This window comes from Desulfosporosinus burensis (assembly GCF_054657535.1).
The window spans coordinates 23168-36537 of the sequence record NZ_BAAHYN010000023.1; the positions used below are offsets into that span (position 1 = coordinate 23168).

The window sequence follows — 13370 nt, forward strand, 5'->3', positions numbered from 1 at the left end:
TTAGCGCAGGCGGCCGCCTTAGTTGCACTTATGCTTACCCGAAATTTATACTTTCTGATAGTACAAAAAAACCCTCTACAGATACCTGTAAAGGGATATAGCTGACTTTGCTAGCCGGACAATATTCGCTGACTTCCCGGCATAATCGGCACCTCCCCTATCTTCCGTAGGTTCCTGTGTTGATCTATAACGAGCAGGTCTCCTGGCTTAAGTTCATCGCAGCCTTACGTCTTCCCGGTTGCCCAGTGACATTATATAAGGCCGCTCACTATCACAGTGGCGGGACCGCGTCAGATTGACTGACTTTCCTTTTCAATACTTCCCTGAGAAAGTATACTCGTTACGTACGTATTAAGTTTTTCATTTCGGGCTAGCAAATAAAAATGGGCTTGGTCAATTTCCAGACCTCTATTGACCTATTCCAAATTTCAGCACTTTCCCTAATCTGTTACTTCTACAAAAACTTAGGAATCCCTGCTTTATCTAGCTTATTTTTAGACTTACTTAGATTAATAGTTTCTAGTGAGTCATTTTCATGCTTTTGCTCTTCGTGTTAAGTAATTATCACGTTCATTCTATTTAGAGCCTTTAAAATGGTACTTCTTTCAGTGTTAGGTAGCGTCAGCTTTAATAAAACTACTTTGGCTTTGCTGACTCCACTAAAATTTTTCCTTACCCACTGCTCAATGTCCACTCCTGTTGGAGACTTTGTAAACAGACTGCACCGGTTTGCTAACCTGGAGTTATTATCAAATAAAGGCTTAATGCACTTAACAAATAAATCGTCTCCACTAGCGCTAGGGTTCTTCATTTTTAACTCGTTGTTTTTGACAGTGGCTACTCTTTGAGCAAAGGAATAGATAGCCCTTTTATCTTGTTGGTTATTGTCCTCGCAGAAAGCATAGTATGCAGCGATAAAAGGTGAAATGGTCCATTCTAAAAGTGGAGTGACAAGGCTGTAATGCAGACCTGAAGCCCACCAATCATCATCCGATTCCATTTTTTCCGGATTTGATTCCCTCCTGTCCTTGGTGGCATACTTAAATCTTTTAAGATGTATTAAACTATCCTTTCTATCGTACTTTTTCAGCATTCTATCCAAAGTTGATTCCAATAACCATTCAGTAGACCTCTGACCCCGCCATATATAATTACGAGTGTTCAATAGTCTCCCTGTTACTATGCTAAAAAACTCTTCCCAAGAGGAAAGATCTGCAGTGATTACTCCTTCACTAAGATTGCTGGTTATATAATCACGTGTCAATATCACAGTTTTCCCTCCTCAAAATGGTACACTATTTTGTATTTGAGGATCTATTGTCAATTTGGAATAAAAGCCCTACTAAAAGCAGGGCTTTAGTCTAAACCGTTAAGAATTGCCTTTGGAAGCACAAATGGCAAACATAGGGGTTGGGTAATATAAAATTCGCTCAATTTCATCATGGACTAAATGACTAATAGTTTCCTCAACTTCTATCTGCTGAAAACCACAGCTGGGAAAAGCCTGTTGATCCCATGATGGCCGTCTTTCATACGACAAAGGAAGTTTCCTGGCAATAGCCTCACTTTCTTCCCTCTGCTCTGGAGTAAGTTTATTATCTTGATAGCCTTTTTCGATGGCAAGCTGACGATACTTATCACATTGAAGTTGAAGCTCCGGGTCACTGAGGCGCAAATTCCAGTTGGCATCAAACACCAAGACCTTGCCGTTCGGTTTTAAAAGCCTGTACCATTCTTGGTATACTTCTAGCGGATTAGGCATAAGCCAAGTGACATTTCTCGATACAATCACATCAAAGCTCTCGTTCGGTAGATCAACAGCATGGGCATCTGCTTTGATAAAACGAATGTTCTTGCGAGCTGCCTCAGCATTTTTACGGGCTTGGTCCAACATATCTTGACACTTATCTACCGCTGTCACCGAATAGTTCAGCCCTGCTAACAGAATAGCAAAGAAGCCTGGTCCGGTTCCTACATCTAATACCTGCAGATTCTCTCCTTGTCCAGCATATTTAAGCAGCAGGGACTCCCAGGCTTCTTTTTTCTGGCAAGCCATTTCCTTTTGTACAACTTCATTATAACTGTCAGCCCGCTTATCCCAATACTTTTCAATCCGATTTTCTAACATAGCTCATCTCTCCTCTACTTTACTTTATCGAACTCATGGCCATAACATGGAGAACGCCATCACTGCCCTGATGAATAGCGGCCTTCACTTGATACACCATCCGGAGCATATCCGTAGTCAGTACTGCACTAGGCTGTCCAGTTGCATACACCTCGCCGTCAGACAATACAACGATTTCATCGGCAAAACGGGCTGCCATGTCCAGCTGATGCAGAGTCACGACAGTCGTCATATTTTGGGTGATGGTTAGTTTTTTAATTAGCTCCAGCATTTCCAGTTCTCGATGCAAAATCCAAACTGGTTGTCGGTTCATCTAAGAGCAAAATATTAGGTTCTCTTACCAACGCCAGCGCAATAAACACCATTTGCCGTTGACCGCCGCTCAACTCGCCAATATTCCTGGAAGCTAAGTCTTCTAGCAGCGTAGACTTGCCTGTAGCGTTAGGACCAATAACAGCCGTCATCTTTCCCGGTCGAAACGTTAGATTAATGTTTCTCAACATTGGTTTCAATCCATATCCAAACGATAAATTACTTATTTCCAGCATTACCAATACTCTCTTTTCTGCGTCAAAATAAGGGAAAAGAAGAAAGGTACACCGATCAGCGATGTAACAATCCCTATTGGGAAAATCGCACCCGGAATAATCATCTTACTGCCAATCGAAGCAACCGAAAGCAGTAAGGCTCCGCCAAGAGCCGACAGAGGCAAAAAGAATCTCTGATCCTCACCTACTAGCATTCTTGCGATATGGGGACCAACCAAACCAATAAACCCGATTGTACCTACGAAACATACTGCCGACGCAGTCAATAGTGAAATAAGTACAAAGGTTTTTAACCTCAGCCTTTCAACATTTATCCCCAAGCTTTTGGCTTTCTCATCGCCCAACTTCAGGGCAGTGAGCTTCCAAGTGTCTTTGGCGATCATAGGAACGGCCATCACTAGGACTGCCGAAACTCTATAGTCAGACTACAAATGACAAGCCGTGAAATGATTGATTCCGATTTTTTTTATTGTAGGCTTTTCTCTCAAGCATTTTGCCTCACATTTTGTACATCTGGAGTTAAAACTACATCCGGGAGGTATTTCCGAAGGACTCGGCGGATCCCCTTTAATTATTTCAATTTCTGTATTACGTTCTCCTTTTACTGAGAATACGGACGCCAGTAATGCTTTGGTATAAGGATGAACTGCCTCTGTGGTTAGCACCTCACTGTCGATGAGTTCAACAATTCGGCCAAGATACATGACTGCGATTCTATGGCTGATATTTCTAATCAACGCCAAATCATGCCCGATAAAAATATAGGACAAACCCATCTCCTTTTGTAAATCCACCAAGAGCTGAACCACCTGTGCCTGTATGGAAACATCCAAGTCGGATGTAGCTTCATCGCATACTATGATCTCAGGCTTTAAAGATAAGGCTCTGGCTATTGCCGCTCTTTGCTTTTGTCCTCCGCTTAACTGATGCGGATATCTGCTGATAGAATCCTCTGAAAGACCAACCATGAGCAGCAGTTTTTTGGTTTCTTCCATAGCTTCACGCTTATTCATAAGCTTAAAGTTTAAGAGCGGTTCACTTACCATGTCCCCTATCTTCATACGAGGATTGAACGATGCTGATGGATCTTGAAATATCATCTGCATCGTTCTTCTATTTTGCCTAAGCTCTTCGCCCTTTAAATGGGTAATGTCTCTATTCTTATAAAGGATATTACCCGATGTCACACTTTCCAAATGCGCAACGATCTTTGCTAGCGTACTTTTGCCACAGCCACTTTCGCCAACGATGCCTAAACTTTGGCCAGAATATAACTCTAAACTCACATTATCAACTGCCGTTAATTTTTTGCCGCCTTCTAAAGCAAACTGCTTAGTAAGATTTCTTATTTCCAGTATTGGTAGTTTGTCTTCAAACAAGGCGACGGCCTCCTAATTCAGGTATGGCTGATAAGAGATTTGCAGTATATTCATTCTGCGGATTATTAATCACCTGAGCTCTAGTGCCCCATTCCACGAATTCACCTTGCCGCATGACTCCTATTTTATCCGACATATAGGATGCCACACCCATATTATGCGTAACTATGATAATGCTTGTATTAAACTGATTCCTCAGGTCCATCATTTGTCTTACAACCTGTGCTTGGATAGTAACATCAAGAGCACTGGTGGGCTCGTCAGCTAAAAGAAGCTCTGGCTCCATAGTCATTGCCATGGCAATAGCCACTCTTTGCTTCATACCACCGCTCAATTGAAAAGTATAGGAATTCATGATACATGCTGCATCAGGCAGCCGCATTTTCCCCAGCATATTGATTGCTTTATCATAGGCGTCAGCTTTTGAACAATCAAAATGACACTGTATACTTTCAATATACTGGTTGCCAATTTTTTTGATAGGATTTAATGATGCGCCTGAATTCTGAAATATCATGGCTATTCTATTTCCGCGTAGTTCTCTCCATTCTTTCTTCGAATACTCAAGGAGATTTCTGCCTTTGAAAATTATCTCACCGACAGAAACCCTACCCCCAATAGGAAGCAGGCCTAATACAGCACGAATAAGTGTGGACTTTCCGCTGCCGCTTTCCCCTACGATTCCTATTATTTCCTTAGGATTAACTGACAAATTCACGCTTTTCACAACCGATCTCTGCCCACCATAGCCTATTGATACGTTGTTTATCGTTAGAATTTCCATAGCATCATTCAATGTTTACCTTGTTATTGAGCAGATAGTACTCAACAGGATACATTTTTATTCCGCTAACCGTTTTCTTACTAATTAAATTCAGCGTCGGCGTAACAAGGAAGAGATCTGCATTGTCATTCAATATTATTTGCTGTGCTTTGGTCGCAAGGTCATATCTTGCTTGGGTGTCACGTTCCGTACTCAGTTTATTAATTAGAGCATCTACCTCTTGGTTATTATATCCGCCATAATTTGCGCTTCCACCTGTTTTAAAGTACAACGTTAGGAAGGACTGGGGATCCCCTGTCGTTGCCGTATTGACACTGTATAAGCAAAGATCGAAATTTTTGTTTTTCAACACTGTGGAAACGGATTCATAAGATTCTAGCTTAAGGCTTATCCCAATTTCTTTAAGCTGTGACTGAATTGCTTCCCCAAGTATTGGAAGCTCTGAACGGGTTGTATAAAGCGCCATCCTTAATTCTAGTTTTTTTCCATTTTTCTCTAGTATGCCATCGTTGTCTGTATCTGCATAGCCCGCATCAGCCAAGGCTTTAGCTGCCGCTACCTTATCATACGTATATCCTGTCAGCTTTTTTGCCCCAAAAGGCAAGGATGCCGGGAAGGGCCCGACTGCAGCGACAGCAGTCCCCTTCAAAAGGGTTTTGGCATAAGATTCCCTGTCAACGCCTAAAGCAATAGCCTTACGCACGGCTGGATCCTTTAAGAACTCATTACTCAAATTTTCATAGGCCATTATGATACGCAGGCTAGATATTTTGTCCACCTTATAGCTCGAATTACCCTCATATAGTGATATATTACTACTTGAAATATTCTCGGCAACATCAATTTCACCACTCTGCAGGGCCATTGAACGCGTATTATGATCCTTAATATAGTTAAAGGTTGCCACATCTGTAAGAGCTTTCTCGCCCCAATACTCCTTGTTTTTTTCTACAACCACCTGTTTATTTTCAGAATAGGATTGAATTTTGAAAGGGCCTGTACCTATCGGAGCCTGGGCAAAGGTATCTGTCTTCGCAGTGGTGTCCACTATGATAGCAAGAGGATCGGCCAGATTGCCTAGTAATGCTTCATAAGGAGTTTTAGTAGTTATCGTAAGATTTTGTCCATCTGCTGTTATAGAATCGATCAGTAATATCTCCGCCGTTCTTGGATTCAGCTTTAAAGATCGTTCGATCGATGATTTTACAGCTTCAGCCGTGACGGCTACACCATTATGAAATTTAACCCCTTGCCGGATGTGAAATTTCCACGATAAATCATCTGCCCTATTCCATGAATCAGCCAGCAGTGGTTCAATTTGCATATCATCAGTGAATCTTACCAAGGTTTCACCGATACCAAACTTGAAAACATACCAGCCATTAAATTCAAGTGCCGGGTCTATATTCTTCGGAAACTGCCCTATTCCAAAGACAACGCTTTTTGTTCCTCCATTAGCCGTCTTATCAGCGGAGTTTCTTTTTCCACACGCTACAAGGCTTGTACATATTAACACCATGACCAGTAAAAGGGCTATTTTCTTTTTCATTTACATTTCCTCCAAATAGTTTATTAATACTCTTTATTTGGGTCTAATATATCTCTAAGTCCATCGCCTAATAAATTAAAGATCATTACCGTTATAAATATTGCCATACCCGGATAGATCATCAGCCAAGGCTCCGTCTGCATATTGTTCCTGCCTTCACTGAGCATATAACCCCACTCGGGAGTTGGTGGTTGAGCCCCAAGACCCAAAAATGAAAGAGCTGATATTCCAAGCATCATAACGCCTATGTCCATCGCCGCCATTACAATAAGCGTTGGAATTATATTGGGCAAGATGTATTTAAGAATTACTTGATACTGTTTAGCTCCTCCCATTTTAGCCGCCAGGATATAATCTTTTTCTTTGGCAGCCATTACTAAGCTCCGACTTACCCGCGTATATTTAGTCCAGCTCACTGCAGCCAGTGCTATAACAACATTCATCAAGCTGGCTCCAAGCACTCCGGCAATGGCAATCGCAAAAACCAGGCCAGGGAATGCAAGAAAAACATCAGAAATTCTCATTATGATGGTATCGACTCTTCTGCCCAAATACCCAGCTACTGTGCCGATTGCCGTACCTACCGCGAGTACCATGGCCACCAGACAAAAGGTCATTTTCAGAGAAGTCCTTGCTCCATATAAGAGTCTTGACAGCAGGCATCTGCCCAGCTGATCCGTCCCGAGTGGAAACTCAGCACTTCGACCTTGCAGCGCATGGGCCAGATTGCTTTTAAGTGGGTCATTAGGCGCTAGATATGGCGCAAACACACTGATGCCCACCAGTAACAGCGCTAAGGCCGAGAAAAAAGCAAATGATTTATTTTTTCTTAGAGCTGCACTAAACTCTTCCACATCAACCCCCCTTTTCCCAATGGATACGGGGATCTAACAGATGATAGGAAATATCCACCACCATATTAACCATTACATAGATGACCGCCATCCATACGACATAGCCCTGGATCAGGGGATAATCCCTGCTAAATATGGCCTCGACAGCCAATTGACCCACGCCCGGCCAAACAAAAATAGTTTCAACTATGGCAACACCTCCCAATAATGAACCTACAGATAAGCCTAATAAAGTGACAATTGGTATTAATGATTTCTGTAGGATATGCTTTAATAATATAGATCTATCTTTAAGGCCTCTGGCTTTAGCCCCAATGACATAATCCTGACCTATTTCTTCCAGGATAGCGGCCCTCAGCTGTCTTGTATATTTTGAGGCCATTGCCATCGCCAGAGTGACCGTTGGTAATAGGATGCTTGTCAAGTCTGAGTTTCCCATTATCGGTAAAATTTTAAGCTTAACGGAAAATATATACATTAATAACAGACCAAGCCAAAAGCTCGGCATTGATATTCCTACAAAGGACAGTATTCTAATGATGTAATCTAAGGCCTTATTCCTGTACAGCGCTGATATAATGCCTAGGGGCAGTGCGATGATCATCATCAGCAACAGTGATGTCCCAGCAAGCTTCAGAGTAGCTGGCAATCTTGATATTATTACATCAGATACAGGTCTGCCATATTGATATGAGAAGCCAAAGTCGCCTTGTATTACACCCGTTAACCACTCACAATAGCGAGTTAAGAACGGTTTATTCAGCCCCATTCCCTCTCTCACCTGTTCTACCAGTTGTGGAGTTGGCGTCACCCCTGTGGCATTAAGCATGATAACAGCCGGATCACCCGGGGAAAGATAGGTCAATGTAAATGTTAAGAATGTAATTCCCAATAAAACAGGAACCAACTGCAGTAACCTTTTCATGATGTACTTACGCAACTTGTTTCTTGCTCCCCTCAACGAGCTCCTTGATGTCAACATAATCAAAATAATTCTGTTCATTTCCGGTTAACAATCCATATGCCTGCACATGCTAAAGCTAATGCTGCCATCCCGTTGTCACAAAAACATCATTGGTTTTTACTAATTTCTTATTATAGATACTGCCGATAGACCCCATTGCCGTGGACAAAATGATAAATCCGTCGCCTATTAAGGTAAATGATGCATCTAGGCTTCCTTTTCCTAAATTAATGACTATTATTGCTAAAAACCCAATCATACCCCAATTTAATTGCCAGGTAGGCGCTCCCCCATAAGAATGTACAGAATATGGCTAATAAAGCTATGTATTTCTTGTTAGTAAATATTCTTTCTGCTGTAGTTTTTGTATCCAATAATCTGTCCTTCACGTTTTTTTCTGTCCCATTTCCCTCGGTTATTTTTCTCCACCTACCAGGAACATCGGGGTCGATCTATAAACAACCTTGTCTTCTTCATCCCAAATACGGTCAGTAATTTCCGTATTGATAAATATTTCCTTGAACCCAGCATCGATCAGGGCTCCGGCATCCCAATGTGGACGAAGGCGGGTACTTAGAAATAGCTCTTTCGCGATCCGGTCTCCTTCCTCTGGATCTACATGTCCTTGACGATGAATCCCCCTCCGTTCTGCCTCTGCCATGTCTTCCAAATATTTCGCCTGTCTTTCAGGGTCGTTCAAACGCAAGGTCCAATTAGCATCGAAAACCAACAATCTCCCACCCCTCTTAAGAACCCGATACCATTCTCTATAGGCTGCCAGTGGGTCGTAAAGAGTCCAAGTCAGATTTCGGCATAGAATCAGATCAAAAGAATTATCTGCAAAAGAAAGAGCATGAGAATCCATAAGAAACAACTCGGCCGCCAGACCTATGTGTCGGAGGTTGCTTTGCGCTTCATTCAGCATGTTCTGTGTACAATCCGTGCCAGTCACTTTATGTCCTATTTCAGCGGTAAGCATGGCAAAAAATCCTGGGCCAGTGCCAATATCGAGCACCTTTAACGAACTACCTGCGGGTCTATACTGCTCAATCAAATCCACCCAGGCTTGTTTCTTAAAGCTATTCATCTCTTTCCAGATTCCGTCACTGTAGCGGGAAGCTTCTCCCTCCCAGTAGTTTTTAATCCTATTTTGCATTTGCATCGCTTTCACTCCATTTCTCTAATTTATTTCTCCATTGCTTTTTCTTTTTTGGCAAGTTCTGCCCAATAAAAAAAACCATGAAGTTGACTCTAATGAGTCAAACCTCCATGGTCTTTCAGACACCTTCATGGTTCTGCTTAACGTATTATTTTCCGCTTATTTAGACAGTTAATTCTACCGATTCTACAAACCATCCGTAAATTCCTGCTTAATGTTTGTCATTCAAAAAAATTGTTCATTTACCAAAAAAATTAGATGGAAAAGAAGTTTGTGTGAAAGGAGGCTAAACTAGGTGTATGGCTTACACCTAGTTTAGGAACAGCAACCTCAAGCTCATTTAAGGAGTCAGTAGAACTTAATAACAAGTCCGGGGGTTTCGCCATCATTTATTTTTTTATGGTCACAGAAACTATGATATATAAAGGAGAGTCAGAATGAATAGAAACCGATTAGCCACCCTAATAATCGCGCTGTTAGTAACTATGTCCTTTTTAGGAGGGTGCAGTCAAAGCGCTCTAGCTAATCACTATCTAGCCTTCCTTCACTGCCTGTTGTAAGCTTGGCGGGGGATTTTTTCTATATCTAACGGGATACTGTTTTATCGCGTGCAATAATGACTTTAAAGACATTCCCTTCGCGATCGTCTAACAATTCAATTGAAGGATAGGCACTAAGTGCTCTGCGGATCCCACTGCCAAGACCCCGATAAGGCAGTATTCTTGTGGCAAAAGAAGCCAAAATGGGATTACGAATATTTGAGATACCTTTTTTGATATTCTCCACCGTGAGATTATTGGGAAGATGACCTGGACTGATAATTTCGATGCGGTCAGAAAAGATGAAAATTCGGATCGGGGCAGAAACAAGGTAATCCCGATGTCGATACACTTCCTCTGTATGCTGCACTATGAAATCATCCAGGTAATCCTCAGAAACACTAATTACTTCAGCGCCGTTGGGGACTCTTAATACAGCATTTTCATCTTTTTACACTGCAAGCTCCTTTGATTAGAGGCTTGATGGATAGTTCTATAAGTCAAAACATTGATCCTCTATTCCATCAAGCCAAATTTGATTTTTATCCGGTCTAGCTTTTTTAGCCAAGGTTTTGCCAACACAAGAAGGAAGATTAGGGTTGACAATGCGTGGGTAAAATCAAACCAAAAACTTGATATGTAGGCGGCTATTATAGCTTGCCAGGTAATAGGATTGATAAATCCGATAATAAACCAGAGATTCATGACCCATCCAAAGGCAAACCCTGATAATAGTCCATAGGTGGATAAGCTTAATCTCCCTTTGAGAAAACCTGCATTTCTCAATACCCCTGCGATAAAACCGATCATCCCCCAGCAGAACATTTGCCACGGGGTCCATGGACCTTGTCCGAAAAATATATTCGAGGCTACCGCAGCTGTAGCACCTGTCAAAAATCCCGCCTCAGGTCCGAACGCCATAGCTGTTATTATTATAATTGCTGATGTCGGCTTAAAATTGGGAATTGGGGCAAAAGCAACCCGTCCTAAGGCCGCAAGCGCAGCCATGACAGCAATAACAACCAATTCTCTGGCTTCCGGCCTACGTCTTTCAAACCTTAAGAAAAAGGGAACCATCGCTACGATCATAAATATCACACTTAATAAACCGTAGTTCTTATCCCCACTTAACGTAGATAGCACCAACAATAACGGTAATAAAATGATTAACATTATTTTTACTACTTTTGTGTATTTGCTTATACGCTTATCTTGCATAGTGCAATCACGTCCTCACAAGTCACTGCCTTGGGGAATATTCCTCTGGCCATCCGGTTGGCAGCGGTCGTATAAAAATTATTTCCTGCAAAAAACTCCTTCGCCTTTCCTTCTGATACAATATCCCCGTCAAACATCATGGCACATTGATCAGCATACTCCGCCGCAAATTCGATATCATGAGTTACAATAACTATCGCAACATCTTGGCTACCTAACTTTTTCAAGATTTCACCTAATTCTTCCTTAGACTCTGCATCAAGCCCCTTTGTCGGCTCATCTAATAACACTATTTTGGGTTCAATAATAAAAGCTTGGCGAGTGCCACCTTTTGCTGCTCTCCACCACTTAAATCATACGGATGTCGTTCAAACAATTTAGTGATTCTCAGGTCTTTTGCAACCCTGTCAATTTCAGCTCTTAGAGTCTCTTTATCCAGTCTAAGAATAGTTGCCGCCTCTTCCAGATCCCCTAAGACGGTGTCGCAAACAAATAAAGCCGTTGGATTTTGAGGTAAGAGAGCTATATTGTTTCGGTAAAGCTCGTTAGCTTTGAAAGCCTCTATTTTTTTTACCGTTAATAACAACCTTTCCTCTATACTGTTTTAGTAATCCTGAAATCACGCCTAGCATTGTCGTTTTACCGGTTCCGTTGCCACCTAACACACAGAGTATTTCTCCCGAGTAGGCCTTAAGCGAAAATCCCCGCAAAATGTCATTCCCTTCCTTTGAATACTTAAACCATATTTCTTCGGCTTCAATGACAGGCTTTTGCTTTTGAGCTCGATCATTAACTTGATCATCGAATACCTTCTCGACTGGGATCATATATTCATCGAGCCATTTTCTCCCGTCCCTCACGCTTAAAGGACAATCATTGCCCAACCTTATCTCGCTATAAATTCGAATCGCAGACGGCAATCCTTTAAACATAGTCTGTTTATCATTCCTATTCGCTAATAGTTTGGCTGTTTGCTCTGGTGTAGCAAAGGAGACTATTTCTCCATTTTCCAGGACCACAATTCTATCGGCCATAAGGAATACTTCTTCGAGTCTATGTTCTGTTAAAATTACCGTAACCGCTAATTCCCTATTTATTTTTGCTATCGTTGCCAGAAAATCTTGAGCCGCAATTGGATCTAGCTGAGCCGTCGGTTCGTCCAAGATTAGTAGCTTGGGTTGCATGACCATCACCGAGGCTAAATTTAAGAGTTGTTTTTGTCCGCCTGACAATTCATCAACCGATTTTCTAAACCATCCATCTATACATCAGCCGTTTCTATCGCATCCTCCATTGACCAGCTCAGCAGTATGGATATTACGGCTATCAACAGGCCTGAATTTTCTATTAAGTTCAATTTTCCTCAATCACCTATGAGAGATTTCTCCTCGCGCATCAAGCAACGCTTGCCTGTGCTCTTCCATCTCCTGATTCTTCTCTTGATATCTCACCAGTCATGCCTCCTTCAAGAGAAATAAAGAAAACTTGGCTGGATTTATTGGAAAGTCTAATCTCAAAAATAATACAACTGACTCCATAAAAAAGAAAGCCATGAAGCTGATTCTACTGAGTCAGATTCATGGCTTTTGCTCTGCCTTACAATTTTTTCCCTTTAATCACATGCCAGTCTTTATCGCCATGCTTGTCTTTTATTCCCTCAAGCATTATTCCTTGCACTTCACTAAAACCAGCCTTTTCAAGAGCTGTTATAAACATTTCTTTGGTACCACCTTTTAGTGGCAGCATATCTTCAATTTCTTGGCTATAGTGGTTATCAACTGTCCCTTCCCCTATCGAACAAAAGCACAATAGCACACCACCTTGTTTAAGTACCCTCAGCCATTCCTTTAAGGCCACATCCGGCTGAAGCAGCGTCCACATCACACTGCGGTTCATAATGACATCCTTACTGTTATCTGGGAATGGCAATTGTTCGACAGCGCCTTTAATAAAGTTTATATCCAACCCTTTTTCAACGGCGTGCTGCTTAGCGATGGTCATCATACCTTCCGAGATGTCCACTCCCGTACACTTATATCCTAGTTCGGCAGCTTTTAAAATCAAAAATCCTGTCCCTGTCCCCACGTCTAAGATTTCGATACTCGGGTCCTGACCCAGATGTGTCTTTAAAGCACTCTCCCAAAGTTTAGAATCTTCTTTACTTAGATGACCATGGTGTCGTTCATCATAACTTATGGCATGGGTATTCCAGCGCTCTTCAATGTTTTCTAAAACTTCGCTCATTTTA

General features: G+C 41.8%; 18 protein-coding genes, 1 pseudogene and 1 riboswitch. All 19 genes and pseudogenes read right to left on the reverse strand.

From position 1 onward, the window contains the following. Positions 1 to 175: 175 nt before the first annotated feature. Positions 176 to 356: riboswitch (cobalamin riboswitch) on the reverse strand. A gap of 197 nt (positions 357 to 553) precedes the next feature. After that, positions 554 to 1270, reverse strand: coding sequence for an FRG domain-containing protein (locus tag ACYQ3Q_RS26575; RefSeq protein ID WP_459931428.1), 717 nt, complete (start codon positions 1268 to 1270; stop codon positions 554 to 556). A 99-nt stretch (positions 1271 to 1369) separates the two neighbouring features. Continuing rightward, on the reverse strand, positions 1370 to 2128 hold the full coding sequence (locus ACYQ3Q_RS26580) for a class I SAM-dependent methyltransferase (RefSeq protein WP_459931429.1): 759 nt from the start codon (positions 2126 to 2128) through the stop codon (positions 1370 to 1372). A gap of 19 nt (positions 2129 to 2147) precedes the next feature. Then, complete coding sequence (locus ACYQ3Q_RS26585; protein ID WP_459931471.1) at positions 2148 to 2441, reverse strand: ATP-binding cassette domain-containing protein; 294 nt, start codon at positions 2439 to 2441, stop codon at positions 2148 to 2150. Next, positions 2383 to 2676, reverse strand: coding sequence for an ATP-binding cassette domain-containing protein (locus tag ACYQ3Q_RS26590; protein WP_459931430.1), 294 nt, complete (start codon positions 2674 to 2676; stop codon positions 2383 to 2385). The genes ACYQ3Q_RS26585 and ACYQ3Q_RS26590 overlap by 59 nt, the downstream gene beginning before the upstream one ends. Further along, on the reverse strand, positions 2676 to 3074 hold the full coding sequence (locus tag ACYQ3Q_RS26595; RefSeq protein ID WP_459931431.1) for a FecCD family ABC transporter permease: 399 nt from the start codon (positions 3072 to 3074) through the stop codon (positions 2676 to 2678). The genes ACYQ3Q_RS26590 and ACYQ3Q_RS26595 overlap by 1 nt, the downstream gene beginning before the upstream one ends. 27 nt (positions 3075 to 3101) lie before the next feature. Then, complete coding sequence (locus ACYQ3Q_RS26600) at positions 3102 to 4055, reverse strand: ABC transporter ATP-binding protein (RefSeq protein WP_459931432.1); 954 nt, start codon at positions 4053 to 4055, stop codon at positions 3102 to 3104. Then, positions 4048 to 4839, reverse strand: a complete 792-nt coding sequence (locus tag ACYQ3Q_RS26605; RefSeq protein WP_459931467.1) for an ABC transporter ATP-binding protein — start codon at positions 4837 to 4839, stop codon at positions 4048 to 4050. The genes ACYQ3Q_RS26600 and ACYQ3Q_RS26605 overlap by 8 nt, the downstream gene beginning before the upstream one ends. Positions 4840 to 4843: 4 nt before the next feature. Continuing rightward, positions 4844 to 6388, reverse strand: coding sequence for an ABC transporter substrate-binding protein (locus ACYQ3Q_RS26610; RefSeq protein ID WP_459931433.1), 1545 nt, complete (start codon positions 6386 to 6388; stop codon positions 4844 to 4846). Positions 6389 to 6411: 23 nt separating this feature from the next. Then, the gene (gene nikC, locus ACYQ3Q_RS26615) at positions 6412 to 7242 is read right to left on the reverse strand and encodes a nickel transporter permease (RefSeq protein WP_459931434.1); all 831 of its coding nucleotides are present in this window, start codon (positions 7240 to 7242) and stop codon (positions 6412 to 6414) included. 1 nt (position 7243) lies between these two features. After that, complete coding sequence (gene nikB / locus ACYQ3Q_RS26620; RefSeq protein ID WP_459931435.1) at positions 7244 to 8182, reverse strand: nickel ABC transporter permease; 939 nt, start codon at positions 8180 to 8182, stop codon at positions 7244 to 7246. A gap of 100 nt (positions 8183 to 8282) precedes the next feature. Beyond that, positions 8283 to 8465 (reverse strand): hypothetical protein, encoded by a 183-nt coding sequence (locus ACYQ3Q_RS26625; protein ID WP_459931436.1) that lies wholly within the window; start codon positions 8463 to 8465, stop codon positions 8283 to 8285. Between the two features lie 156 nt (positions 8466 to 8621). After that, positions 8622 to 9368 carry a class I SAM-dependent methyltransferase gene (locus ACYQ3Q_RS26630; protein WP_459931437.1) on the reverse strand — a complete coding sequence of 249 codons (747 nt, stop codon included), beginning with the start codon at positions 9366 to 9368 and terminating at the stop codon, positions 8622 to 8624. Positions 9369 to 9950: 582 nt separating this feature from the next. Beyond that, entirely contained in the window at positions 9951 to 10256 is a 306-nt protein-coding gene (locus tag ACYQ3Q_RS26635; RefSeq protein WP_459931468.1) for an ATP-binding protein, read from the reverse strand. Continuing rightward, positions 10245 to 10343 (reverse strand): annotated as a pseudogene (locus tag ACYQ3Q_RS26640) (hypothetical protein); the annotation flags it as partial. The pseudogene ACYQ3Q_RS26640 and the gene ACYQ3Q_RS26635, both read right to left, overlap by 12 nt. Positions 10344 to 10420: 77 nt before the next feature. Then, complete coding sequence (locus tag ACYQ3Q_RS26645) at positions 10421 to 11077, reverse strand: ECF transporter S component (RefSeq protein ID WP_459931438.1); 657 nt, start codon at positions 11075 to 11077, stop codon at positions 10421 to 10423. Positions 11078 to 11103: 26 nt separating this feature from the next. Next, positions 11104 to 11412, reverse strand: coding sequence for a P-loop NTPase family protein (locus ACYQ3Q_RS26650; protein WP_459931439.1), 309 nt, complete (start codon positions 11410 to 11412; stop codon positions 11104 to 11106). Further along, positions 11412 to 11708, reverse strand: coding sequence for an ATP-binding cassette domain-containing protein (locus ACYQ3Q_RS26655; RefSeq protein WP_459931440.1), 297 nt, complete (start codon positions 11706 to 11708; stop codon positions 11412 to 11414). Before ACYQ3Q_RS26655 ends, ACYQ3Q_RS26650 begins: the two co-directional genes overlap by 1 nt. Next, positions 11668 to 12354: an ATP-binding cassette domain-containing protein gene (locus ACYQ3Q_RS26660; protein ID WP_459931441.1), complete on the reverse strand. Its 687-nt coding sequence runs from the start codon at positions 12352 to 12354 to the stop codon at positions 11668 to 11670. Before ACYQ3Q_RS26660 ends, ACYQ3Q_RS26655 begins: the two co-directional genes overlap by 41 nt. Before the next feature lie 364 nt (positions 12355 to 12718). Beyond that, the gene (locus tag ACYQ3Q_RS26665) at positions 12719 to 13366 is read right to left on the reverse strand and encodes a class I SAM-dependent methyltransferase (protein ID WP_459931442.1); all 648 of its coding nucleotides are present in this window, start codon (positions 13364 to 13366) and stop codon (positions 12719 to 12721) included. Between the last annotated feature and the right edge of the window lie 4 nt (positions 13367 to 13370).